We start from the raw sequence: 25,046 nt of genomic DNA on the forward strand, positions 1-25,046 counted from the left end.
CTAGCGCAGCACAGACTCAAGCTCTAAAGCGGCATTACTGCTGTCATCGCGGTATTTCACAATTAACGCACACGCCATATTCAGCCCCTGCAGCTCTGCCCAAGCGCCTGCAACCGGTCGGGTACCGGGCACCACCACGGCATTTTCAGGAATATCGGCACCTTTCCCCAATATCACCTGATTAACACAGTCATAAACAGGCACCGACGCCGACAACGATACTCCAGGTGCTAACACAGCGCCTTTTTTCACCACAATGCCTTCCACAATAATCACCCCCGCACCCAAGAAGGCATTATCTTCAATAATGACCGGCCTCGCGCCAATAGGCTCTAGCACACCGCCAATTTGCACCGCTGCGGAAACATGCACATGCTTGCCGATTTGTGCACAGGAGCCAATCAGTGCATGGCTATCGATCATGGTGCCGCTATCAACAAAAGCGCCAATATTGATATAGGCTGGCGGCATAATAATCACGCCCGGCGCCACATAAGTACCAGCACGCACCGATGAACCGCCGGGCACCATTCTCACCTGATCGGCAAGGGTAAACTCACGCGCAGCCAAGTTATGTTTATCAATAAAGCCACGATAAATGCCCGCAAATTCAGTATTATCTCCCGCTGCAAATGCCGCTAGAATTGCTCGCTTTACTGCCGTATTGACTTGCCAAGTACCGCTACTATCTTGTTCTGCCGCACGCACTTTACCGGTTTCTAGATCTGCTAATGTTTGTTGCCACGTCATGGGTTACTTCTCGCGAGAATGTATTGATGGATGTATTGAAAGCCGTGCCGCACAACAAAGCTCTCCTGACAGTGCGACTCACGCAGTGATAAAAGGACGTCGTGTAATACCAAACACACTAAATAATCGTTCTATTTAAGATCGACATAAAAGCCCCATAGCCCGATAGCATAGCTAACTAAAGCAGGCTTCTACAAAAAGCGTGTGTTGTAGTCCACCCGTATCTTCAGTGAAGATGACTTCGGTGGTCCTGCGAAGCAGGATGGTTTTAATAACAAAACCCAAACCGTGCCGAACAAGTGGGCACACTACAAAAAAAAATCACATTAAATCCAGCTGTCAGGCTGACTGAGTAGAACGAGGCGTAAGTATACGAGCCTGCTCAACACAGCAAACTCGAACCTATCAAGTGTCGATACCTTAATTAAATCGAACCCGTTAGCATGGGCAGGTTAATTAGTGCCAAAGGCAAGAATAGGGTTGGAGCTCAACTTAATGCTGTTATCCATCCGCTACCTAGCTGCGGAAAAATTCTTTGTTGATCCCCTGTATGGTTGAGGATTAGGCCATCCGCTCAAGCGGGTTTCGGCCAGACGAAATCAGGATGCAAGCCTTCATAGACCGGGCGACCGTCCGATGGCTTGGGGTAGTCTTTTAATGCGTCGTAGAATGCGTGATAAGTGGGCTTGGGGAACGAGGCTTCTTCGTAGCCCATGACGTTAGGCACCGCGATACGAATGCGTTTTTGTTTGTCATCAAGCATCAGAGCGGCGCCACAATCGGCACAGGTGCAAAGCTCAAGCGGCCCGCTTGGGTTTTCTTTGTTGAACGGCTGACGGTTCATTTTTTCGGGATGATCAACCGAAAGATCTGCGTAGTTGAAGAAAGCCACATGCGTGCTCTGCTGGCCTGTCACGCCCTTGCAGACATTACAGTGACAAACGTGGTTATCAATTGGTTCTGCCTTGGCGTTAATATGAACGTGCTCGCAGCCACCTGTATATAAACTGGTCATAATCTTTTTCCTTTTGTGCGTATCCGAAAGGACCGCAGCTTCAGTGAAAACAAATAACGACAGAAGCCTTTATATAGGCCGCCACCGATGACAGTTACAACCTAATATCATTCACACTCGACAGAGCCGATGCTCGTTGTTGGAAAACAGAGATGCTCTCGCCGTAGATTGATACCTTTCGCTCGATAAGCTTAGTAGATATATTTTGTAAAACATATAACTGAGTTAACAACAATAATCGCTGTTCTACCCAGCTTCGGCGATGCTCAACGGATTGACCAAAATAGTGCTCGATACACATAAAAACGTCCGCTTTACCCTACGGCTATCGATTAGTCCGACACCGTCAAATAGTAGTCGGGGGTGGTATTCAGCGGGCAGGAATAAAGGTATTCGCCGGCTTCCAGCTCAATTTCATAATCCTGACTAGCTCCCGTAACTAAGCCTCCGCCGGAGACACTGGGTAACAGTACCCGATCCAGCACGCCTGCCCCCCGCAGCCAAAAACCCAGTTCATAGGGCACATCTCTATTGGTTACCCTGAAGGTATAACGGCCGGGTTCAAGCTCCAGCGTGCGCGCTTGTGCCAACCGCTCAAGGGCGGTCTCGGCATTAATGCGATCACAATCAGCCTTAGCTTGGGTAACATAACCGTGATCCACCCCGTTCTCGCTCTCAATAAACTGGCAGCCCGTCTGGGTCAGTTCGATGACCATCGGCTCTGCGGCCTGAACGGTATAAGGCAAGACCAGTGCCAAGGTACAGACACCGGCGTGTAACAGCGGGGAAAGAAGGAATCTGTTTATGGTATTTACCTCCATGATATCCGGTTCATGCAGGACAAATGTCCCTAAGGCTTGGCCTCGATGTGCAAGAGCCCTGTTATACATGACCGGCACAGGCGGCAAAAAATGCCGAGTTTGAGTATTGCTCAGCCGGAGAGCACTATTTAGCTTGAAAGCAGTATGTAGCTTAAGAATACCGTGCAGCTCAAGAGCACATCGAGATCCATGTACGGCGCCTTGCGCAGACGTTCATCCATTGGCATCACGCAATAAACCGAAAAAGCGAACCAAGGCCGACAGGACAAGCACTTATACCATTCTGTAAAACTAGCAGATCAGTATTATCACTCTTAGTGAATACAGCACCTAAAGTCAGGCTGGACGGTGTTTTGTAGTCTAGCGCTTCAGCTGCTAGTCCCGTCTCAGCGGGAATGTTTAAAGCCTTCTTGCTTTGCAAGACCCACAGCTGAAGCGTGGGACTACAAGGGCGGCACTTATCTTTGTGATTCGCTTAAACAGGCCACTTCTTTACTTAGATTGGTATTAGCATGAGTGGCTGATTGGTTGTTACGTATCCCGAATTCATACATTAAGGTTATAATCACCAGCTAGCCAATACCTACTCCATTTTTGCAATCTACATCTCGGGCCTATCACTGTGAGCACACTGCATCGAACTAAAAAAAACCAGACCAAACCTGACAGTAAAGGCCTGCACCCGAGAAATCTGCACCAGCAAGGCTATGACTTTACCGCGCTCATAAAAAGTTACCCACCATTGGCGCCTTATGTGAAACCAAACGCGCACGGTAACCTTTCCATCGCCTTTGCAGATCCATTGGCCGTAAAAACCTTAAATGCCGCGCTCTTAAAGCAACACTACAATATTAACGATTGGCATATTCCAGAAGGTGCGCTGTGTCCGCCTATCCCTGGCAGAGCTGACTACATCCATTACATCGCGGAATTGCTCGGTGTTGCCGAACCGACTAGCAATCTGGATAAAGCCCTGCCTAAAATCACCTTGCTTGATATCGGCACCGGGGCAAATGGCATATATCCGCTACTCGCTTGCCAACTCTACGGTTGGCATTGTGTGGGCAGTGATATTAATACTCAGTCGCTGGAGAACGTCGCCTCGATTATCGCTCACAACCCCCAGCTAAAAGGCAGCTTCACCCTGCGCACGCAACAGGATAAAAATCATATTTTTGACGGCATCATTCAAGCGGGAGAATTTTTTGATGTTAGCGTATGCAACCCGCCCTTCCATGCATCAGCAGATGAAGCACTCAAAGGCAGCCAGCTTAAAGTCAACAATCTTGCGCGTCATCGCGGCGAGCAAACATCCACACCCACAGCTCCCACTTTAAATTTTGGTGGTCAAGATGCAGAGCTGTGGTGCAAGGGTGGCGAGCGCATGTTCCTTAAAAAGCTAATCAAAGAAAGCCATGCGTTTTCCACACAATGCCGCTGGTTTACCAGCTTGGTTTCAAAAATTGACAATGTGCAGCCTGCAAAAAAATTGATTAGCAAGCTAGGGGCGGTCGATATACGGGAAATAGAAATGCAACAGGGAAATAAAATCACCAGAATACTGGCTTGGACATTTATCTAAACATCACAGCGCTAAGAAGGAAAAACCACCACGTCATCGCCCTCTTGCCATGGCTGAAACTTAGTCATAGCTTGTAGAAAGCATGCGTGTTCTAGCCATTGCTGTAGCCACAACTGCAGCTTTGGGTACGGTAGGCGGTAAAAAACCTCACGATCCACATGGGCAAATTGGCGAACAAACGGCATGATGCCAATATCGGCAATGGTCGCGTTCTCCCCCATTAGATAAGGGTTTTTAGTTAGCAACGCCTCTAAAACCTGTAAAAAGGCTTCACCCCGTTGCCGATACTCGGCCTGAGTCATGTCAGGATGACGATCCGCGTATTTATAACGATCCAGCCAATGTTTAAATTCGTTGTCGTTTTGCTCGATCAAGGCGTTGGCCTGCTGCAAAATCGTTGTATCTAACAGCCCGTGCGGATCTTGCTGCTCAAGCGCCCACACCATTATCTCCCGGCTCTCTGCAGTCACAGTACCATCAACAAGCTGTAACACAGGCACTGTGCCTTTCGGGCTAATCGCCAGCATTTGGGCCGGTTTGTTTTTCAGGGTTACCTCCCGCAGCTCCACCTGCAACTCGGCAAACAAGATGCCCAGACGAGCGCGCATGGCATAGGGACAGCGCCGAAAAGAGTACAAAAGATGAAGTGAGGAAGTCATGGCTATTTTTCGCAGTTGAATCGAGACCCGTGGCTCAGCATCGCTGATGCCAGCAGTGACTTAATGTCACCTTTGATCTCTGTGGTGGGTGGAAGTCGGTATGGATTTATATCATTAATTCTTTCAAAATCAATGGCGCTAACTTAAATGACACTCAGCCGACGCAATGGCGCTGCTAACTATACTATTTTATTCGTCGACGGTTTCCAGTGCCCACGAAGACTCACCTTCTGGGCGGAAATTTTTCTAAAGCGATCTACTTAACGTCTTTTTCGCAAAAAATGAGATGATGATACCCGGAATAGATAAAACAACGGCAAAGTACACCAAGCTCATCGGAGAATAAACTCCCAGAAGTAGCCCTGCAGCAGAAGATGCGATCATAATGGAGAGATTGAATACAGAGGACTGTACTGACGTGGCAACATCTTTAGCGTTTTCTACCTGTCTGCTGACCGCTGCCTGCATTAAGGTAACTAATGGGCCAAACGAAAGCCCCCACAAAAAGAAAGCAACATGCCCCACCCCTATTGTTCTACCAAACATCAGTAACGTGATCATAGAAATAATAAGTAATGCAAACATAGTGATGGTTAATAGTCTCAGATATTTGTCGGTAAGTTTTATAGCCAACAAAACAGAAATCATGGAACCTATACCAAAAAACAATAAGGCACTTTCAATGCCTCCCGCTAGATCAATTTCATCAACAAGGCTGGTGATGTACACATAGGCACCATAATGTGCGGTAACGCCAAGCAGGGTAAGCAATAGAATGACTAGAACAGCTGGATTCCTTAACACGGCAAAAGGTGAGGAGCTTTTGGTGAGCTTTTCTCCGGGTATTGAAGGCAAAGCAAATAAACTAATAACTGCAATGGCAAGAATAACCACTCCAAGGCCAACGAACTCAGCTCGCCAGCCATATTCATTCCCAATAGTAGTCATTATGGGCATTCCAATACTAATTCCCAACGTGGTGCCCGCCATAATGACCGCAATCGCCTTCCCATGATGTTTCTCATCTACCAACCGCATCCCGTAGGCTGCAATCATTGGCCACATCACCCCTGCACAAATGCCTCCGATAATCCTAAGAAAAACAATAACGTTATAATCGTGAACGAGTCCTACGATAATGTTTGAAACGGAAAATCCACTCAACAAAAGCAGCAACAAGTGCTTGCGATTGAATTGCATCGTCATTGAAATGAGAGGAATTGCAAATATCGCTGAAGCAATTGCATAATAGCCAACCAAATTACCTGTTTGAATCTCATTAATATTGAGATCAGCCATCATTAATGGGAGAACACCCGAGGGCATCAACTCCGACAGTATCCCTACAAAGGTCACTGACGACATCAAGATCATAATCATCCACGGAAAAAGACTAGCGGTTTTATGATAAATATTTTGAGTACTCACAATTTGTTTTTCCATAGGTTTTTAAAGTTTAGTGCCTTGGCTGTTGCGAGGTTAACGTATGTTAAAACAGGCGGTACACATTGGCTAATCCAATAGACATAAGTAGTCACGTATAACTTATGTGGCAGTGTTCATCTGCATGCGCCAGCAATGTTGGCAGCGGCTGGCATGGGCACTCGCCGCCCCCAAAATGTGTACAGTAGCGGGAGCCTCCTCAATACATCAAACTCGAATCTTTCAAGTTTAGATACCTTAAGGAAATCAAACCAATTCACATGGGTTGCTCGTTAGTTAGGGCGGGTAAGGGTTCCCTAATTTAGGACCAGAAGACAGGGCCTAGGCTTAAAAAGGGCTTTACCCCCTTTAATTCATTTTTTTATTTTATCCCAAATGCGTCGATGTAACCGCCGGCTTCCGCTAAGGCTCTCGCATTGCTGCTGATCCTCGCCTACTGGATCAAGTAAGTTCTGAGAAGCCACATATGCCGCTAATTCGTCATTATCCTCCTGCTCGAAAGGTCGAAGCGAACGCCCTGTTCCCCTCAATGTTTCGATAGCGGCGATCATCTTACCTTTGCCGAGCAGGAGGCGATGTACCTCTTCGATGGGGGTGTTGAGATGTTCGGCAATTAAACCAGCACGGATTTCGCTGATCTTCGTCTCTATACTCTGGCCGCTGTTGGCACTTGCATCAATCGCTACGTCGCACTCGCTATCAAATCCAAGCGAGCGGTTGTTCATATTTGAGGATCCGATGCGAATGATTCGGTCGTCTACAATCATGAGCTTGGCGTGCACGTAAACAGGGGTACCGCCTTCAGTAAAAGGATGATAAATACGAAACCGCTGGTGTGCATCCGTCGTGGCCAACATCGCTACTAACTGGCTACGCGCCGTATCCATCGCAACCTGTTCCAGCCAACCGTCCGCGGTCTGCGGCATAATAACAACAAACTCTGGTGGGTCTTCCTCCTTAAGACGGCGAGCGATGGCGGCCGCAATAGTTCTTGATGCGAAGTACTGGTTTTCGACGTAAACGAAATTTTTCGCTGTCGCTATCATATCGAGAAACAGAGCCTCATTTTCTCTAATCGATTGCACGTCACGAAACTCTCCGCGAGTTCGCGCTATCGCGACTGTGACAGACTCGAAGTCGGACGGTTTTCGCAAAGACCAATGCGCCGCATTCTCGACTGTTGGTAAAGGCTTTCCGGTGGCCCGCTCCCACCGCTCTGAGGCCAGATCGTGCAATCGGCTCGCGGCGGGTCCGCTCAGTGCCATCGAAATGTCATGCCAGGGTTCTAAAGGCTCGCCGTCCGGCGAGACCCGTCGAGGATCGTTCTCTAGGTGTTCGCGCGTATCCCACCTTCCGCTGGTGACATCTATGCCTCCGCAAAATGCCATACCACCATCGATTATCACGAGTTTTTGATGATGGCTCGCGCCAATTGGATGCATCCCGTCAAACTTAATTCTTAAACGATTACTAAACATCCAACGCACTATGGTGAAAATCATTCGTCCGCGAAGCAGAATCTTTAAGGCGCCAAAGTTCCATTTCAAAATATAAATGCGTAGGGTTTTATTCCTTTTGAGCAGACGGACAATGAAAGCGCGGAGGCTTTCTGATCCGTTTCCACCTTGTAAACTGACCCTAGTATCGAAATCCCAACCGATAAATACAACTTGGTGCTTAGCAGCCAATAACGCTTCTTGAAGGTCAGCGAAATATTCCTCACCATCTATGATAACCGATACATGATCTGCGAGTTCTACCGCTGCGCAGTTTATCCCTGGCTGAAAAATGGAAAGACGGGCAATCGAATTAGACGACATGAAAAGACCCTCCGTTGGTGACTAACCACAACAATATAACCCACCCAATAACTACAATTTAAGCAGATTGCGAAATCAAATAAACCTACCAGACTAAAATTGTTGTGTTCGTGAAAATAAAGTAGTGCATCGCCTACGAATTTTAGTATAAAGACGGCAACCCACCACGCAGGAAGCCCAGTTGGAGTGCTCAAGATGATCCGTAATAAAATCAAGTTCACGATTCAAAATTTGCAGGAAAAGCTTTGGATTAAGCCACTCGGCTATGCATTCCTGGCTGTGCTTGCTGTATTGGTATCACATTTTGCGGATAGTTTACCGAACCAGAATACGGTTCCCGACATCAGCATCGAAACCATCGAAAAATTATTGACGGTCATTTCGGCTAGCATGTTAGGCGTTGCTACCTTCGCGGTGGCTTCAATGGTATCAGCCTATGCATCAGCAGGAGGCAGCGCGACGCCGAGAGCATTTACTTTGATTATTTCAGATGGCTTATCACAGACGGCCCTGTCCAGCTTCATAGGGGCATTCATTTTTAGCATAGTTGGGATTATCGCAATCAAGATTGGCTATTTTGCTGTCGCCGGACGCTTTGTAATTTTTCTCCTGACTATTTCGATTTTTGCTTGGGTCGTAGTGACGTTTGTTCGCTGGGTCGACAATATCGCTCGTCTCGGACGCATGGGTAACACGATAGAAAAGGTCGATACGGCAACGCGTGAAGCTTTTCAGCTCTGGCCTCGCAGCGCTCCACTGGGAGGACAGCCCGTGGATAAAATCCCGGAGGGCGGTATAGATCTCTTCTCGGAACAGTTTGGTTTCATTCGCCAAATTGACACGGGTCGGTTGAATCAATGGGCCAAGGACAACGACGCTTTCATCTACCTTCAAAGCTTGCCCGGTGCTTTCATACATCCGCAGCGCAAATTACTGACAGTGCAATCCGTATCTGCCAATACGGAGCTGGATATGTCTGACCTCCTTGGAGCTTTCGACCTTGGCGATCGCCGCACGTTTGGCAATGACCCGCGCTTTGGACTGATCGCAATGTCCGAGATTGGCTCAAGGGCACTTTCACCTGGGATCAATGATCCAGGAACTGCCATCGATATCGTCATCCGGATGTCACGAATAATTCGCGACTGGAATAGTTCGCTACCAGACGATGAACTTATAGAGCCGGAACTAGAACGAGTGTTTGTGACACCACTCGATGTGAACGATGTTCTTGAGGATTCATACGCAGCTATTTGCAGAGATGGAGTGGGCTCGGCGGAAGTTGGGATATGGATACAGAAATCACTCGCCTGGCTCGTTCAAACAGAAGACCCAGATTTAAGGAACGCCGCTTGCAAGTGGGCGAACCTCTCCTTCAAACGCGCACAACAGGAAATAACATTCGAGCATGATCTGGAACGGGTAAGTCATGCACATGAGGCGCTGGTAGAGCTGAGCTCCGCTCGAATAACAACCACACGCTAACTGGAGTTGATAACCAGAGCAGACGCTCATAATGATCATGTTAAAAAACCACGATGAGGATTAGCTAAACACCCAGCACTAAATACTGATTTTTAAGCACTACACGAGCCGCCAGCATCAGGTTGGCAGCTACTGACATGGGCAACTCGCTGCATGCCTAAGTGTGCACATGCGTAATGCTACTGACAGAAAATGCCAACGCTCTTGAGCTCTTGTTAGGTACTCATTCTGTTCGTTGGAGCTCAATGCCTTCAATATTTTGAACGATGCTTTTTTCACCAACGCATTTAACGGTAGCAACCAATTCTTGGTTGATTTCTACATTTACCCCTGCCTCGACGGCATGTTCGTCAGACAGCTTATCGACTGACCAAAATACGTTGTAATCTGTGTTGCCGTTCGGAATATTTACAGAATAGGTGATGTAACGGCCAATGCCTTCCCATTGGTATGTGCTGGCTTTATTACGTGGAACGGTTACAACAATTTCTGGTTTTGAATTCGGAAAACCAAAAGAATAACTGACAGTCTTTCCCGCATCGCAAACTTCGATCAGCTTACTTTTACCTGTGAGACAGGAGAAAATGGTTTGTTCATCTCTATCGCACTTTGCAGAAGCATATCCAGAGAAAAAAACAGTCATTATTAAAATGCCAGCAAATTTTTTCATAAACTTTCCGTAATTGAATGTTGATATGCCTAATGCCTCAAACGCAGGTACTACTACGCTGCGACCGTGTAATTTGCCTTGTTTAGGCTCTTTAAAACTAAGGTTTACCGCTATTTTTAAGCTCTTCACCCGTGATTTATGCGAAAACAGATGGCGAGCTGGCAGGCTACCGCCGAGCCTTGTAGGCGACTACTGCCTCATTTCCGATTTAACTTAACCTTGGTCACCTGCTTAACGGCTTGATTTACAACCGCTATTGCAACGAAACTTTAAACCCAAATGAAGCTGGTTGATTATAAGCAATGTCGACTGAGAATATAAGCGCGATATGTTTGCCCATGCTATAGACAATAAAAAGCCGCCTTATTTTCATAAGGCGGCAGCTCTTCAATAACGCTGTAAACTTATTACATAATGTAAATTAAGGGCGTACGGCGGAGACTTCAATTTCGATTAACCAGCCTGGGTTAACCAGTGCAGCTACTTCTACTGCTGAGCGTACCGGTAAGTTAGGCTGCTCTTTAGTACCAAAAAACTGAGTGTAGCCTTTCATAAAGCCAGAAAAATCAACTTTGCCTTCTTCTGCCACCAAGAACACCTGCATGCGATACACATCGCCCATAGTGAGGTTGAGGCTCTCTAAGCTTTTTTCGACAGCCTTTAAAGTAGAGACGGTTTGTTCTTCTATGGTGCCGAAAGCTTTTAAGCTGTTAGGGTCGGCTTTCTCGTCAATCACGGTAGGCACTTGACCGCTTAAGTGCACCACTGTTTTATTGGCCGGTACTTCTACCGCCAATGAAATAGGAAAATCAGAGTTTGGGAGTTTATGGCGAATTAGCTCACCTTCTGCGGCTTGAGCTGAACTTGCGGCAGTCAGCATCATGAGGCCCATGGCTAGACCGGACATTTTGTAGCCAGAAATCAGTGTGCTCATTTAAGCTCCTTAAAGGGTTAGATAAGTGTTACATATTTTATGCATGTATGAATAAATGGATATTTGGTTAAGCGCCCTATTTACGGCGCCAAACTTTCGCTTAGCGCCGCTTGGTTTAGCGTTTAGTGACCGCCTTTACCTCTTCAATGGTGACTTTTTCTGAGTAGTCGTTACCAAAGTGAGTGCGCACATAGTTTACAACTTCAACTATCTGCTCGTCTGAGAGGTAACTCTTAAAACTCGGCATGCCGCCAAAACCATTGGTTAGCACATATATGGGATAACCTGCGGAGCTGAGCTTAGGGTTATTGGCAAGGGCCGGATAAAAACCGGCGCCCGTGTGCACGCCTTTACCGTCTTCCATGTGGCAGCCTTGGCAAATGCTGCTATACAGCTCTTCACCGGTTTTTTGCTCAAACTGGCCACTCTCAGATACGCTGGGAGTACCTGCTAACGCCCCAACGCTCATCAAAGAACTGGCGGCTAGCATAAGAGCGGATGTGGTTAATTTTTTCATCATTAACTCCTATTAAGCTTCGGCTTTTTTGGCGGCTTGGGCATGAGCGTGCAAGCGATTAACGGCATCCAGTGACGATAAGATTGCGCCTTCCATCCACGCGGGAATATAAGAGGCGTGCTCACCGGCTAATACGATGCGGTTATCAATTTCACATAAGTTTTTGTAATGGGCTTCTCGTGATTCCGGCGTCCATAGGCCATAACAACCGTTGGTCCACGGCACTTTGTGCCAAGCTACCGCGATACCGTTATCAAACTCTTCCTTATATTGCGGGTGTATTTGTGCGCCATACTCGAGGGCTTTTTTCACTCGCATTTCGGGTGACATGGCGGTAAATTCGTAGGAGTTCGCATCCCACAAATAGCCGCCCAGCAAGACACCTTTACCGCCGGAGTGAAAATCGGTACTGGGATAACTGATCATCTCTATCGGTAGATCCGTGTAGCTGATGCCGCCGTAAATATGTTCATCTTCTTCCCAGAAGCGACGCTTAAACTGCAAGCCCACTTTCACACTGGTATCATAAGGGACGGCGCGAATGGCACTGCTCAACTTACCGCTAAAGTTGGCGGGGATCTGGCCCAGAATCGACAATGGTATAGTACACACGCACCAGTCCGCAGACTCGGTCATGGTGTCGCCGGGCTTTTCGCTGTCTACATAGCTGACAGTAACGCCTTTATCATCCTGGTGGATTTTGGTGACCTTACTGCTATAGCGAATAAGGCTACCCACTTCTTTTTCAAAGCCTTTGGCAATCATGTCCATGCCGCCGATGGGCTGAAAAATAGTGCTTTGGTATTCAAACAGGTTACCGGTTTGTAGATGCTGCCATAAGTCGGAGTTGAGCAACTCTATGCCGCCCATGGGCTCGCCGTACTGTTCAGCTGGCATTAGGCCGCCGCCGGGCATGACATCGTAGCCACGCATTAAGCTGGCTTCTACAGACTTCACGTATTTGTCATCACCGTTGAGCGATCCCCATTGGCGCATCACTAATAGCAGCCGCTCGGTATCATCTTTGCTCATGGCATCGTCTAGGCCTTTTTGGTTTACACACTTGGCCAGCAATTCTGCAATGTGCCCTTGAAAGTCTGCGTTCACCTCACGATAGCGCTTCGGCTTGCCGCCAAAAGCTTTAGAGCTGTGCACATAGGCGTTATGGTTAATTTGGCTAAAGACTTCCAGCTTCACGTTAAACTGTTTGCAGTAATGCAACACCGCATGGTGGTGGTAAGGAATGCGCCACGGGCCGGGGTTGATATATAAACCTTCATCAAATTTACACTCTTGTTTAGCACCGCCTAATTCGGTGTAAGAGTCCCCTCCTCTTAAGGTCCAACAACGCCCGCCGGCTTTTTGGTTGTATTCCAACAACTTAACATTATAACCGGCTTTGCGTAATTCATAGGCTGCGGTCATACCGGCTAGGCCTGCGCCTAAAATCAAGACGGTCGAGCCTTTAGGGGCCTCGCCCGAGAGTTGGTAGTTGTCTTTATCAAATTTAGATTCACTGGCAAAACCTAGGGTGGTCATCGCCTGATACATAGCGGCGGCGCCGGCGGTTTTACCAATCCAAGATAATACTGCGCGTCTACTTACACCTCGAGTTGGTTCCATATTCTTTTATCTCCAGCGGCTGTTTCATGTTAGCGCCCAGTGAGTAGGCATAGGGCAAATAGTGTGCTGATGCCGTTGTCCTGCATAACCTATATTGAGAGCTTGGTAGTGTGGGTTTGGTAGTTAGAGTTTGGCTTACAACCTAACCCTGCTTTAAGGTTACGCCTTTGTTCATAAACCGTTAAATAATAGCTCACAAACAGTGATCTAGACCGCAAAAAAAGGGAATTACAGATTAAAAATTATCTTTATTTAATATTTCCCAGCCAAATGACTCAAACTAGTCTACCAGTGTGCTTAGGGCTCTTACTGTTAGTTGAGAGCATCATTACTGCGCTAATTCTAGGATCATTTTCGTATAAATGCCGCAAACTACTTAGTGCACTTAGCATTTTGTGTGCTACCAATAATCGTAAGTATTTGATAACTAACATGACGATAAATGCTGTGTTACCCTAGCCCATCGCATTGCTTCTCTAGCATAAGCAATGCCAGCATCTTCACTCCTAACCCATAACGCTGACCGCCGATCGGAGGCCACTGGTGAACCAATTGAAATCTCTCACGCTGCTACTCTTATGGATGCTTTGTGCTCCATTAATGAGCGTGGCGCATGCACAAAGCGCAACTCCACCCTCTCCTGCTCCTTATGATGCGCTTGCTGAAATTCTAGAAAATGAGCAAACCCGTACTCAGCTTATTGAGCAGCTGCACTTACTGTCTGAGCAACAAAAACTGCCAGCATCACAAACCCAAGCAGCGCAAGACTCGCCCGCAGCATCGCCTAGCGAGCAAACGGATGAGCCCTCGAAGACTAAACAACTCGCCGACACCACCCGCAACATTGCCGGTGATATGGGCAAACAGTTTCATAGTTTGGCCAACGTTATCCAATCGCTGTTGATGGGCGATATAGATGGCGATAACGGCAACTTTAAAATGAGTAAGTTTGTTAGCGCCAGCATTAATCTGGGTTTGGTGATTATCGCCACTTGGGTCATATTTTGGCTGTTACGACGTTTGGCCCGCCCTATCTTTACCCGCTTAAGCCATTGGTCACGCCACAGTGAAAGCAATAGTGAAAGTAATAGTGAAAGCATTCATGAACATATTGCCGTTGCTCATAACGATGAAGCTACCAACGAAGCCCACAGCTCAAGCAAAACGCCGGTGTTGCGGTTGGTGGTCGGGGTAGCTGTTGCGGCGGTGGTGGATATATTGGCGCTCGGTTTGGCGTATGCCGCGGGGAGCTTGATTGCCACCTTTGTGATCGGCCAAACCGGTGAGCTCACCACCCAGGCTTCATTATTTTTAAATGCCTTTTTGGTGATTGAGTTATTGAAGGCCGGCTTAAGAGTCTTGTTCTCGTCGGGTTATGACGGTCTGCGTTTATTGCCCATCAACGGACGAGAAGCCCGCTACTGGAACCGCTGGTTTGCGCTGCTGATCGGCTTAGTGGGCTATGGGGTTATGGTATTGGAGCCCTTGGTGAACATTAATGTGTCTCCCACCTTGAGCCAAGCCATTAATACCTTAATTATGCTGATAGCCTTTATTTATGCAGTGATCGTAATTCTAAAGAACCGTCTGCGACTGCGCCGGGCGATTCGACTGCAAGCTGAAAAAAGTACCCTCTCTGCCGGGCAATTTAGCCTGATCTTGTTATCCCGTACTTGGCATTTAATTGCACTGGCCTACTTTGCTACCGTGTTTGTGCTGACGTTACTCAGCCCCGCCGAAGCATTGCCCTTTGTGCTGTATGCCACGTTGAAAACGCTGGCAGTGATTGTGGTGGCCATTTTGTTGTCCACTTTGCTCAGCCAAACCATCGGCCGTCACATTAGCTTATCTGACGATTTGCGCCGCAAACTGCCGTTGCTGGAGCCGCGCATTAATAGTTATGTGCCCACGGCGCTGCGTTTTTTGCGGATACTCATAGTGAGCATGGCGGTGCTATTAGTGCTGAATGCTTGGTACATCGTGGATTTAAACGCCTGGTATGAGTCTGAAGCCGGCGGCAAACTTATGAGTAAAGTGATTGCCGTAGCCATTATTTTGGCGGTCGCCGCCCTGCTATGGGTATTATTAGCCAGCTTGATTGAGCATAAACTGAACCCAGAAACCGGATCCGGTCAGCCTTCTGCACGCGCGCAAACGCTGTTACTGCTGTTTAGAAACGCCTTGGCCATTACCTTGGCCACCATGACCTTTATGATTGCCCTCTCACAAATTGGCATTAATATTGGTCCGCTTATTGCCGGTGCCGGTGTGCTGGGCCTGGCCATTGGTTTTGGTGCACAAAAGCTGGTGCAAGACATTATTACCGGCGTGTTTATTCAAATCGAAAATGCCATGAATACCGGTGATGTGGTGACCTTAGCGGGCATTACCGGCACCGCCGAGAAGCTCAGTATTCGCTCAGTGGGCATTCGCGACTTAAGCGGTACTTACCACATTATTCCCTTCTCTAGCGTGGATACGGTGTCTAACTACATGCGTGAGTTTGGTTATCATGTGGGCGAATACCGTGTGGCGTATCGCGAGAGCATAGATGCGGCCATTAACCAGCTGCAGCTTGCCTTTGATGAACTAGCCGCCAGTCAAGACATGAAGCGCGAAGTGCTGGATGCACTGGAAGTGTCAGGAGTAGTGGCCTTGGCCGACAGCTCGGTGAATATTCGGGTGCGTATTAAAACCACACCGGGTATGCAATGGGCCGTGGGTCGCGCTTATAACCGCTTAGTGAAGCAGTACTTTGAGCAGGCCGGTATCGAAATTCCGTTCCCGCACAGCACTGTGTATTTTGGTGTAGATAAAGCAGGCTCGGCACCCGCCGCGAACGTGCAACTTATGGAGCACGCGGTTGAACAGGCTGCCACTGAAGAACGCCAAGCTAAGCCATTGAACGTGAAGCTGAAAGCTAAACCCACTGCTGCATCACACCTCAGTGATGATGCCCCCAATGACAACGACGACTAGTTAGTCATGAGTTCGTTTTTATAACGTTAAAGGCCACGCAATTGCGTGGCCTTTTTTGTGCGGCGCTAGCGGTTCGGCTTAAGTTTCTGATTTAGAAGGGCTAACACATAAACCTTGCGTGCCATTTATTAACTAAATGACATATTAGTTTTACGGCGAGTTGCTGCAATACCATTCACTACAATCATCCCCCAAATCAGCACCGCAGCCACGGCCAGCACTGTCGCGATAGGCCGTTCTACAAATGCGGTTAAATCTCCATTTGCCTTAATTATCGACCGCATAAAGTTACTTTCTATAATAGGCCCAAGAATAACGGCAAGAATTAAAGGACCAACTGGGAAATCATTCTCTGACATAACAAAACCAAGCAAGCCGAATGCCAGCATAATCCAGATATCGAACATCGAATTATTAGCGGCAAACGCACCCACCATGCAAAAAACCAGAATCAATGGATATAGCACACCAGAAGGTATTGAGAGTATATGCCGCGCCCCTTTGATTGCTAAAAATCCCAGCGGAAGCAGCAGCACATTAGCAACGATGAACACCATAAAGATAGCGTTCACTAATGGTGCTTCGTTAACAAACACATCAGGCCCGGGTGTGATGCCCTTCGTCATCAAAACACCAATAATAATCGCCGTAATAGTATCGCCAGGAATACCAAATACCAGTGCAGGAATATAAGCACCGGATAATGATGCATTATTAGCAGAGCTAGCAGAGATCAGCCCTTCTGGGTGGCCAGTGCCAAATTTTTCAGGCGTACGCGAAAACTTGCGCGCAATGGCGTAGCTAATCCATGAGGCAATGTCAGCCCCTGCTCCTGGCAGCGCGCCAATCAAGGTACCCAGCACCCCGCTTCGGGCAACACCAAATTTGTACTTCCAAAGCAGTGAACCTACACCTGCGAATGGCTTTTTGACCTGTGTTTGAACTTGCGGGCGTGCATTTTTACTTTCCGGCATGCGCCGGATCAGCTCTGAAATTGCAAACAAGCCAATCAGTACCGGTAAAATAGAAATACCCGCCAGCAAGTCATAACTACCCAATGTAAAACGAGTTTGGCCTGAAACGCTATCCATACCCACCATGGAGATAGCCAAACCGGCAAACATCGATATTGCACCTTTTAATGGGTCACCGCCCGACACCAAAATGGCACAAGACAACCCTAGTAACGCGAGCCAGAAGTACTCATCACTGGTAAATTGTATTGCAAAATCAGCGATAAGCGGAGCAAGTGTCGCCAAACATATAACGCCGATCACGCCACCAATCATAGAGCAAGTAACATTAAGGCCAAGGGCGACCCCCACCTTCCCTTGCTTACCCATAAGGTAGGCTTCATCAGTATATACAGCTGATGCAGGCGTCCCTGGCATACGTAGCAGCGCACCGGGTAAATCTCCTGCAACGATGGCCATTGCGGTGGCTGAAACTATCGCAGCAATCGCTGGCAAAGGTTCCATAAAGAAGGTAACCGGCACTAATAACGCGGTGGCCATGGTGGCCGTCAGTCCCGGAATGGCGCCCATAAAGAGCCCAAATATTGATGCGGCGAGAATGATAAACATCACTTCCCACGTGAACACCATTGAGGTAGCAGCGAGGAAACTATCCATTAGTAAATCACCTTCTCTAAGATACCCAGTTCCAGCGGCACCTGTAGCAGGCGACCGAATACCCCCCAGATAACAGCAGTAGAAACCACAGCAGTAATAATAGATATGGTCCAGCTCGGCCGATAAAAGAAATATAACAATAGGCTAAGCAGCACAGTTGCCACCACAGGAAAGCCGAGTACTGGCGTCAACAATATATAGACAATGATTGCCGCGACTATTGCCAATAAGGTTAAGTAAAAACGTATGATAGGTACTTCATTTGCCCACACCATCCAAGGACCGTTATTACGCAATCCTCGAACCGTCAACAGCCCACCAAACGCGATTAATAACACTCCAATAACGACAGGGAAGGTTCCTGCCCCATATTCCTGCTGCGGTAAATTAACCAGTCCTCTGGAGTTAGTTATTACCAACACCCCAAATAGTACTGTCACTAACCCTGTGATCTTGTCATTACTGCGCATACGGCTGTCCTCTGAGTTGTTTAGGCTTAGTTGGCCAGACCAAGTTTTTTAATCGTTATTGCATTCTTTTCATCTTGTTCTTTCATATATGCCTCAAACCCAGCGGCATCAGCCCATACAGGACCAAATCCACGGCCGACCATAAAGGTTTGAAACATCTCTGAGTTGAAAACCTTATCCGCAGCTATTGATAAGCGAGCGACCACATCCTCTGGCAAATTAGCTGGCCCAACCAAACCACGCCACGAGCCTTGAACCCACTCTTCACCGGTTACTTCTTTTGCAGAAGGCACATCCGGAAAGGTACTCAAGCGGTCATTCGACAGTACCGCGAGTGTACGGATCCGGCCTGATTTACTCATAGACTCAGTTTCTGGCAGTGAATTAAAAACAATATCAACACCATTGGCTGCGAGCTCTTGTAAGCCGGGAGCGGCACCTTCGCTGGGCACTAAGTTGATAGTTTGAGGATCGATACCTTGCTGATCAATAAAACCGGCAAACGACAGGTGATAGGCAGCACCCGGAGCAGAACCCGAGACGGTATAAGTATTAGGTTTTGCTTTGAGGTCGGCCAACGCCTCGCTTAGATTTTTCCAAGGCGAGTCAGTATTTACAGTAAAGCTGGCGTAATCGACGTTAAGCAAAGCGATAGGCGTGAAGTCGGTATATGAAATATCCGCCGTACCTATGTGCTTATAGGTGGCTATTTCAGCAGTACCCAATCCCAAAGTGTAACCATCGGGTCTCGCTCTTTTCATGGTCATGTGCCCAATGACGCCAGCCCCGCCGGTTTTGTTAACAACATTGACCGGCTGACCAAGCTCCTTTTGAAGCCCCATTGCCAGTTGACGGCCTACGGCATCTGAGCCACCTCCAGCAGACCAAGGCACAATCAAAGTAATCGGCTTAGATGGATAATCAGCTGCAGCGTAAGCACTACCAGCAGCAACAGTCAGTACGGTGGCGCAGAGAACATTAGATAGTTTATACATTTAAAAACCTCATTATTTTATAGGGTTTAGCAGGTCTGGGGTTCGTATACACCGCAAAAAATGTGGTGTGGAGCCTCATACAAAACGAATGGCAGGTGTGCTACCTCAAAGTGCCCGACTCGCCTCAAGCAGTATCAACGCGGCAAAAACAATTTGCAAGTATTTACAACTATGTATTTTATTTATTAACCACATGTCACAAAAAATCATCGTAAAGGATAATAAAATGATGAGGCAGAAGCAGAACCAAACAGAAAAAAGAATGTAAGATGCTGTTTTAATTACAGTTAAGCTTAAATATACATATGCAATTCATCTATTTTAAGAAATTTCAATGACTAATGAGAATGTATAATCAGTATAACGCCCACCACTCATTAGTTGTAATTATTTGTTTGCCACCTCCGTCTCCCTACGCTATATTGTGAACGTCTAACCCCTGTAGCAACTGAGTACTCGCAGCATTCACACCCAGTGAAGCCAACTTAAAACCCAAGGAATTAATATGTTTAACGATCTGAAAAATAAGAAAATTTTAGTTACCGGCTCAACTAAAGGTATCGGTTTAGCGGCCGCGTTGGAGTTCGCCAAGCAAGGCGCTGTGGTGGGTATCAACAGTCACATTCTGGACGCTGATGCAGAGCAGGCAATTGCTCAACTTGAAAGCCTAGGTGCTAGCTTTGCCTACTTTAAGCACGATCTCAGCCGGAGTGAGGAATGTGCCGCACTGGTTAGCGAATTTGTAGGGCAGTTCGGCGCACTGGATGTGTTAGTTAATAACGCGGGCGGCTTAGGCATACGTGTTGGCCTTGAAAACCTTGATGACGCGGCTTATGACCTGGTTTTTGACCTGAACATTCGTTCGGTTGTTATGACCACCAAGTATGCCATTCCCCACCTCAAAGCTTCTGCAGCTAAGAGCGGCAACACCGCGGCGGTGATCAGCACAGGCTCCATTGCGGGCCGTGAAGGTGGTGGCCTAGGCGCATGCCTCTATGGTGGATCTAAAGCGATCATTCACAATTTGCATCGTAACTGGGTGAAAGAATTCACCGCCAGCAATATCCGTTTCAACGTGGTAGCACCTGGCACCATCGACACCGCATTCCATGAAGACAAAAGCGCCGAGTTGAAAGAAAAGATCCGCAACTCAATCCCTATGGGCCGTTTCGGTACATCCGAAGAATGTGCACCTACGTACCTGTTTTTGGCTTCACATCAGGCGAGCGGCTACATCACCGGTCAAGTGATTGACGTTAACGGCGGACAGATGTGCCCGTAATCGCTGTTAGCTATTAATGGTGCAGCGCGTGGTTACGCCCTTGTGAATTAGGCAGGGGCGCTTTGTTCAACTCTCTTTAGGATACTTTTATGGATCTCCAAGGACACCAGCTTATCGGTCAACAATCTATCGCAGCGACCGGTAAGCCAATTTACGCCATCAACCCTGCTACCGGCCAACGCATAGAGCCGGGCTATGGCAGTGGCTCTATGAGTGAGGTTGAACTGGCCTGTCAGTTAGCATGGTCGGCATTTGACAGTTATCGCGAGACGACATTAACTGACCGAGCGGATTTTCTAGAGACAATTGCGACGGAAATTGAAGCGCTTGGAGACGTTCTGATCGAACGCGCCATGCTTGAAACCGGCCTACCACGTGCAAGGTTAGAAGGTGAGCGTGGCCGGACTTGTGGTCAATTACGGCTTTTCTCTAACGTTATTCGTGCCGGCGAGTGGCTAGATGTTCGCATTGACTCAGCACTCCCGGATCGCAGCCCCCACCCTCGTAGCGATCTGCGCCAACGACAAATAGCGTTGGGCCCAGTAGCTGTTTTTGGCGCCAGCAACTTTCCTCTGGCTTTTTCAGTAGCCGGTGGCGATACCGCCTCGGCACTCGCTGCCGGTTGTCCGGTCATTGTTAAAGCTCATTCAGCTCACCCCGGCACTTCCGAGCTGGTAGGTCGTGCGGTGCAAAAAGCGGTGGCGATTTGTAAACTTCCCGAGGGCGTATTTTCATTACTGTACGGGGCGGGTAACGATCTGGGCCAAGCACTCATTACCGACCCTCGTATTCAGGCTGTTGGCTTTACCGGCTCACGTAGCGGCGGCACCGCACTGATGCACACCGCTAACAATCGCCCACAACCCATTCCAGTTTATGCCGAAATGAGCAGCATAAACCCGGTAATCCTCATGCCGGCGGCATTAGAAGCCCGAGCTGACGCTCTGGGGCACGCCTTTATTGCATCACTTAATATGGGGGCTGGACAGTTTTGCACCAACCCGGGGTTGATCTTGGCTATAAAAGGTGAGGCGCTTGGTCGTTTCATGGCGGCCGCAGCTGATGCCGTCAGTACCAGTGCACCACAAACCATGCTGACTCCTGGTATTTACGCAGCTTACAGCGCGGGGCTTAAGCAATTGCGTGACAGTGGAAAAGTTAGCGAGATTGCTGCTAGCAACCTCCCTACCGAGTCAAAAAGCCCGTGCCATAGCACGCTGTTTTTGGCCAGTGCGACAGACTTTATCAGTGATGAAAGGCTACACGCCGAAGTCTTCGGCTCCTGCTCGCTAATTATCGAATGCTCGGATATGACGCAGCTACAAGAAGTACTGGAGCACCTTGAAGGCCAGTTGACCGCCACATTGCACATGGATGAAGCCGACCACGACGCCATTAAGAGGCTGTTACCCACTCTTGAACGTAAGGCCGGCAGAATTCTCGCCAATACCTGGCCCACGGGTGTTGAAGTATGCCAAGCAATGGTTCACGGCGGCCCTTGGCCTGCAACCTCGAATAGCCGGAGCACCTCCGTTGGAACCGCGGCTATTTACCGATTCTTGCGCCCAGTGTGCTACCAAGATCTGCCGCAAATGTTATTACCTGAGGCACTCAGAGACGACAACCCGCTGGCTATTTCGCGCTTGTTAAACGGTATACGCGAGTAACGTCGCTCACTTCGCAGGCTGGGATCTCACTCATTGATCCTCGCCTGCGATCAACCTGCAATACATTGAAATGACCTACGTCTCCATCACGTAGGCAAAGACACCTCAAACAACAAAACAACTAGTTACCAAAATGGTTTTTAGTCGTAATTAATTTACTTAAATACGTAAAAACAAATAACACACACAATAAAATAAACATTTAAACCAATAAAAACAACAAGATAACAAACAAAACCGTAATTACCCACTAGAAAAATAAAGTTGTAAGTATTTGTTTGATTTGTTCAATAAAGACACCTATAGTCTGTTCGTACACTCCAACATTCATAAAGAGAAACTGACATGAGTACACTTGAGAACGCACCAACTAAGACATTATCTAGCACTGCTAAAGCAGGCTTGATGCGCGCATCTACTGCGTCATTGCATACCATTTTGTTCAAGCGTGGCTTGCGTAATACCTACATTCAAGGTGTGAGCAAGATGAATAACGGCACCGTAAAAATGGTTGGCCAAGCATTCACCCTACGTTACATTCCTGCACGTGAAGACATCGACACGGTAGCCGCCTTCAGAGATCCTCAGCACCCTCAGCGTCTTGCCGTAGAAACAGTTCCTGAAGGCATGATTTTAGTCTCTGACTGCCGTCAAGACGCTTCAGCGGCCAGTGCTGGCAGTATTTTGCTTAGCCGTCTTGAGTACCGTAATTGTGCAGGCTTTGTATCTGATGCGGGCATTCGTGACTCAGAGCATGCCGCGACTATGAAGATGCCGGTTTTTAGCGCAAAAGCTAGCGCACCCACCAACCTAACTAAGCACCATGGCGTTGATATCCAAGTACCCATTGGCTGCGGCGGCGTCGCTGTATTTCCGGGTGACGTACTAGTCGGTGATAACGACGGTATTATCGTGATACCGCTCGATATTGCTGAAGAAATCGCTGAAGAAGCAGTGAAAATGGAAGCGTTTGAAGATTACGTACTTGAAAAAGTCCGTATGGGTACGCCAGTGATTGGTCTTTATCCACCTAACGAGCAAACCCAAGCTGAATATCAAACTTACATGGAAAATCGTTAAATCATCATTATAAATTGCTTAGTACACGCATAAATAATAAAAATATATATAACCTGACGATATGACTGTCGATTTGATTTTTATAAAAACTAATAAATAAAGAGATACAGTGATCGTTGGGTTATCCTACTTATTAACGAGATTAGCTATAAGCTTCGACACGACTAAATTCAAGATAACTTTATATATTAATGTTTCCCATTATCTGTTTGTTACCAGCTTACCAAAGGTAATATTGCGAATGTAGTGATAGTATTCATGCTTCATAATTGCATGTTTGCTCAAAATTTATTTAGGCTACAATAGTAGCTTGCTATAAGAAATATTGGACCTCTCGCCCGTCAATCACTCTTTATGACCATTGAGTTTGCACCCAGCGGATTTAGCTCTTTATACGATAAATCTAATGAATGGCATGGTCTGCTTGTTATACATACGGTTGTAAGCCGCCACTTCTACTTGCGATCACTACTTGCAAGTACTTAGTGCGAGTAAATCCACCTAAAACGGAAATTGCTGTCATGAGTTCGTCTGCCCTATTACCCCGGCATATCGCCGTTTTGGTTCTCGCCCTGCTGGCGTGCTCTTTCGCCGGTAATCATGTGGCTGCACGCATTGCTTTTGATCATGACGCCGGTTTATTGCTCGCCATACTCAGCCGTTCAGGGGTAACCATGCTGGCGTTGGTATCCTTGATCATTTGGCGGCGAGAATCACTTCGCTTCAAGCCTCAAGCTTGGGGTTGGCAGTTGTTGATGGGACTATTAATTGCCATCCAAAGCTTTTGCATCTATTCCGCCGTTGCACGCATTCCAGTTGCCTTAACGTTACTGGTGGTTAACCTCGCACCTATCTTATTGGCTTTGCTTACCTGGGCTCTCGGTGGTTCACGCCCAACGGGCCGCGCTAGTTTATTGATGGGCCTTATTTTGTTTGGTTTGGTGCTCGCGCTCGACTTACCGTCTCGCCTCGCCAATCCCGGTGAAATTGATGCCAGCTTTATAGAAGGTATGTTATTTAGCCTCACTGCCGCTGGCGTATTTGCTTGTGCCCTGTGGATTACAGACCATCGCCTGGACAGCATGTCCGGCTTAGTACGTAGCATGCTAACGCTTGCGGTAGTATTCACCACGACAACCATAGTCGGCGCAGCAGGGCTGGTTCCGGGCGGAATGAGCTTGCCTACCGCCCCCACTGGCTGGATTGCACTAGGCAGTTTGGCCGTATTGTATGGCACCGCATTCTCCATACTGTTCACCTTTATCACGCGCTTGGATATTGCTCGCAACGCGCCAGTAATGAACATGGAGCCCGTAGCCGGACTGATATTCGGCTGGCTAATACTCGATCAGTTTTTAGGCGGAATACAGATTGTAGGTGGGCTAATTGTGGTCTGTGGGATAGTTATGCTCGCTTATGCAAAGACGCCAGACAGGCTGCCACCAAAGCCATCCTGAGGCTGTAAGCTGGGTAAGAATACGACCCTTTACTAAAGCGTATGGTCGGTAGTCATAAACCAAAAACTGCGAAACTGTACCCCATACAAAATGACAAATAAAACACTGCTCACCATACTTGTTATTTTTTGTAACAATCATATCCTTCATGCTAGGTTATACACTC

At 47.7% G+C, this 25,046-nt stretch carries 20 protein-coding genes; 7 read left to right on the forward strand and 13 right to left on the reverse strand.

The annotated features are described in order from the left end of the window. The 3 genes from CBP31_RS00915 to CBP31_RS00925 all read right to left on the reverse strand — a co-directional run bounded on the left by CBP31_RS00915 (position 1) and on the right by CBP31_RS00925 (position 2,523). A complete protein-coding gene (locus CBP31_RS00915) occupies positions 1-750 on the reverse strand; it encodes a 2,3,4,5-tetrahydropyridine-2,6-dicarboxylate N-succinyltransferase (RefSeq protein WP_087034454.1) in 750 nt (249 codons plus the stop codon). 574 nt (positions 751-1,324) lie between these two features. Next, positions 1,325-1,765: a GFA family protein gene (locus CBP31_RS00920; RefSeq protein ID WP_087034455.1), complete on the reverse strand. Its 441-nt coding sequence runs from the start codon at positions 1,763-1,765 to the stop codon at positions 1,325-1,327. A gap of 332 nt (positions 1,766-2,097) precedes the next feature. Continuing rightward, on the reverse strand, positions 2,098-2,523 hold the full coding sequence (locus CBP31_RS00925) for a hypothetical protein (RefSeq protein ID WP_227875080.1): 426 nt from the start codon (positions 2,521-2,523) through the stop codon (positions 2,098-2,100). A gap of 685 nt (positions 2,524-3,208) precedes the next feature. Here CBP31_RS00925 and rlmF point away from each other — a divergent pair. Beyond that, positions 3,209-4,168 (forward strand): 23S rRNA (adenine(1618)-N(6))-methyltransferase RlmF, encoded by a 960-nt coding sequence (rlmF, locus tag CBP31_RS00930; RefSeq protein ID WP_087034456.1) that lies wholly within the window; start codon positions 3,209-3,211, stop codon positions 4,166-4,168. Between the two features lie 11 nt (positions 4,169-4,179). Here rlmF and CBP31_RS00935 read toward each other — a convergent pair whose 3' ends face one another. The 3 genes from CBP31_RS00935 to CBP31_RS00945 all read right to left on the reverse strand — a co-directional run bounded on the left by CBP31_RS00935 (position 4,180) and on the right by CBP31_RS00945 (position 8,090). After that, positions 4,180-4,827, reverse strand: coding sequence for a glutathione S-transferase (locus CBP31_RS00935; RefSeq protein ID WP_087034457.1), 648 nt, complete (start codon positions 4,825-4,827; stop codon positions 4,180-4,182). Positions 4,828-5,073: 246 nt separating this feature from the next. Then, positions 5,074-6,255: an MFS transporter gene (locus tag CBP31_RS00940; protein WP_227875081.1), complete on the reverse strand. Its 1,182-nt coding sequence runs from the start codon at positions 6,253-6,255 to the stop codon at positions 5,074-5,076. A 368-nt stretch (positions 6,256-6,623) separates the two neighbouring features. Next, entirely contained in the window at positions 6,624-8,090 is a 1,467-nt protein-coding gene (locus CBP31_RS00945) for a phospholipase D-like domain-containing protein (RefSeq protein ID WP_087034459.1), read from the reverse strand. Positions 8,091-8,285: 195 nt separating this feature from the next. Between CBP31_RS00945 and CBP31_RS00950 the strand changes: the two genes are divergently transcribed. Continuing rightward, on the forward strand, positions 8,286-9,575 hold the full coding sequence (locus CBP31_RS00950) for a DUF2254 domain-containing protein (RefSeq protein ID WP_087034460.1): 1,290 nt from the start codon (positions 8,286-8,288) through the stop codon (positions 9,573-9,575). 223 nt (positions 9,576-9,798) lie between these two features. On the opposite strand, the gene CBP31_RS00955 is transcribed toward CBP31_RS00950, so the two are convergent. From CBP31_RS00955 to CBP31_RS00970, 4 genes are all read right to left on the reverse strand, one after another. Next, positions 9,799-10,245 (reverse strand): hypothetical protein, encoded by a 447-nt coding sequence (locus CBP31_RS00955; protein WP_087034461.1) that lies wholly within the window; start codon positions 10,243-10,245, stop codon positions 9,799-9,801. Between the two features lie 421 nt (positions 10,246-10,666). After that, on the reverse strand, positions 10,667-11,179 hold the full coding sequence (locus CBP31_RS00960; RefSeq protein ID WP_227875082.1) for a RidA family protein: 513 nt from the start codon (positions 11,177-11,179) through the stop codon (positions 10,667-10,669). 115 nt (positions 11,180-11,294) lie between these two features. Further along, positions 11,295-11,699, reverse strand: a complete 405-nt coding sequence (locus CBP31_RS00965; protein ID WP_087034462.1) for a c-type cytochrome — start codon at positions 11,697-11,699, stop codon at positions 11,295-11,297. Positions 11,700-11,708: 9 nt separating this feature from the next. Continuing rightward, a complete protein-coding gene (locus CBP31_RS00970) occupies positions 11,709-13,319 on the reverse strand; it encodes a flavin monoamine oxidase family protein (RefSeq protein WP_227875083.1) in 1,611 nt (536 codons plus the stop codon). A 543-nt stretch (positions 13,320-13,862) separates the two neighbouring features. Here CBP31_RS00970 and CBP31_RS00975 point away from each other — a divergent pair. After that, positions 13,863-16,298, forward strand: a complete 2,436-nt coding sequence (locus CBP31_RS00975) for a mechanosensitive ion channel domain-containing protein (protein ID WP_227875084.1) — start codon at positions 13,863-13,865, stop codon at positions 16,296-16,298. 128 nt (positions 16,299-16,426) lie between these two features. On the opposite strand, the gene CBP31_RS00980 is transcribed toward CBP31_RS00975, so the two are convergent. From CBP31_RS00980 to CBP31_RS00990, 3 genes are read right to left on the reverse strand one after another with little or no spacing between them, the layout of a single operon-like run. Then, positions 16,427-17,929, reverse strand: coding sequence for a tripartite tricarboxylate transporter permease (locus tag CBP31_RS00980; RefSeq protein WP_227875085.1), 1,503 nt, complete (start codon positions 17,927-17,929; stop codon positions 16,427-16,429). After that, entirely contained in the window at positions 17,929-18,399 is a 471-nt protein-coding gene (locus CBP31_RS00985) for a tripartite tricarboxylate transporter TctB family protein (protein ID WP_087034464.1), read from the reverse strand. The genes CBP31_RS00980 and CBP31_RS00985 overlap by 1 nt, the downstream gene beginning before the upstream one ends. A 26-nt stretch (positions 18,400-18,425) precedes the next feature. Then, the gene (locus tag CBP31_RS00990; protein ID WP_087034465.1) at positions 18,426-19,394 is read right to left on the reverse strand and encodes a tripartite tricarboxylate transporter substrate binding protein; all 969 of its coding nucleotides are present in this window, start codon (positions 19,392-19,394) and stop codon (positions 18,426-18,428) included. 505 nt (positions 19,395-19,899) lie between these two features. Here CBP31_RS00990 and CBP31_RS01000 point away from each other — a divergent pair. From CBP31_RS01000 to CBP31_RS01015, 4 genes are all read left to right on the forward strand, one after another. Further along, the gene (locus CBP31_RS01000; protein WP_087034467.1) at positions 19,900-20,676 is read left to right on the forward strand and encodes an SDR family NAD(P)-dependent oxidoreductase; all 777 of its coding nucleotides are present in this window, start codon (positions 19,900-19,902) and stop codon (positions 20,674-20,676) included. Between the two features lie 89 nt (positions 20,677-20,765). Next, the gene (locus tag CBP31_RS01005; RefSeq protein WP_087034468.1) at positions 20,766-22,343 is read left to right on the forward strand and encodes an aldehyde dehydrogenase (NADP(+)); all 1,578 of its coding nucleotides are present in this window, start codon (positions 20,766-20,768) and stop codon (positions 22,341-22,343) included. A 345-nt stretch (positions 22,344-22,688) separates the two neighbouring features. Then, a complete protein-coding gene (locus tag CBP31_RS01010) occupies positions 22,689-23,423 on the forward strand; it encodes a ribonuclease activity regulator RraA (RefSeq protein ID WP_087034469.1) in 735 nt (244 codons plus the stop codon). A 521-nt stretch (positions 23,424-23,944) separates the two neighbouring features. Next, a complete protein-coding gene (locus CBP31_RS01015) occupies positions 23,945-24,880 on the forward strand; it encodes an EamA family transporter (RefSeq protein ID WP_087034470.1) in 936 nt (311 codons plus the stop codon). The last annotated feature ends 166 nt before the right edge of the window (positions 24,881-25,046 follow it).

Source organism: Oceanisphaera profunda (assembly GCF_002157895.1).
Lineage (GTDB): Bacteria > Pseudomonadota > Gammaproteobacteria > Enterobacterales > Aeromonadaceae > Oceanimonas > Oceanimonas profunda.

Excerpts from the sequence above, each read along its gene's own strand:
- CBP31_RS00955 (WP_087034461.1), bottom strand. The coding sequence starts at position 10,245 with ATGAAAAAATTTGCTGGCATTTTAATAATGACTGTTTTTTTCTCTGGA.
- CBP31_RS00990 (WP_087034465.1), bottom strand. The coding sequence starts at position 19,394 with ATGTATAAACTATCTAATGTTCTCTGCGCCACCGTACTGACTGTTGCT.
- CBP31_RS00915 (WP_087034454.1), bottom strand. The coding sequence starts at position 750 with ATGACGTGGCAACAAACATTAGCAGATCTAGAAACCGGTAAAGTGCGT.
- CBP31_RS01000 (WP_087034467.1), top strand. The coding sequence starts at position 19,900 with ATGTTTAACGATCTGAAAAATAAGAAAATTTTAGTTACCGGCTCAACT.
- CBP31_RS00935 (WP_087034457.1), bottom strand. The coding sequence starts at position 4,827 with ATGACTTCCTCACTTCATCTTTTGTACTCTTTTCGGCGCTGTCCCTAT.
- CBP31_RS00985 (WP_087034464.1), bottom strand. The coding sequence starts at position 18,399 with ATGCGCAGTAATGACAAGATCACAGGGTTAGTGACAGTACTATTTGGG.
- CBP31_RS00960 (WP_227875082.1), bottom strand. The coding sequence starts at position 11,179 with ATGAGCACACTGATTTCTGGCTACAAAATGTCCGGTCTAGCCATGGGC.
- CBP31_RS00980 (WP_227875085.1), bottom strand. The coding sequence starts at position 17,929 with ATGGATAGTTTCCTCGCTGCTACCTCAATGGTGTTCACGTGGGAAGTG.
- CBP31_RS00965 (WP_087034462.1), bottom strand. The coding sequence starts at position 11,699 with ATGATGAAAAAATTAACCACATCCGCTCTTATGCTAGCCGCCAGTTCT.
- CBP31_RS00950 (WP_087034460.1), top strand. The coding sequence starts at position 8,286 with ATGATCCGTAATAAAATCAAGTTCACGATTCAAAATTTGCAGGAAAAG.
- CBP31_RS00920 (WP_087034455.1), bottom strand. The coding sequence starts at position 1,765 with ATGACCAGTTTATATACAGGTGGCTGCGAGCACGTTCATATTAACGCC.
- CBP31_RS00945 (WP_087034459.1), bottom strand. The coding sequence starts at position 8,090 with ATGTCGTCTAATTCGATTGCCCGTCTTTCCATTTTTCAGCCAGGGATA.
- CBP31_RS01015 (WP_087034470.1), top strand. The coding sequence starts at position 23,945 with ATGAGTTCGTCTGCCCTATTACCCCGGCATATCGCCGTTTTGGTTCTC.
- CBP31_RS01005 (WP_087034468.1), top strand. The coding sequence starts at position 20,766 with ATGGATCTCCAAGGACACCAGCTTATCGGTCAACAATCTATCGCAGCG.
- CBP31_RS01010 (WP_087034469.1), top strand. The coding sequence starts at position 22,689 with ATGAGTACACTTGAGAACGCACCAACTAAGACATTATCTAGCACTGCT.
- CBP31_RS00970 (WP_227875083.1), bottom strand. The coding sequence starts at position 13,319 with ATGGAACCAACTCGAGGTGTAAGTAGACGCGCAGTATTATCTTGGATT.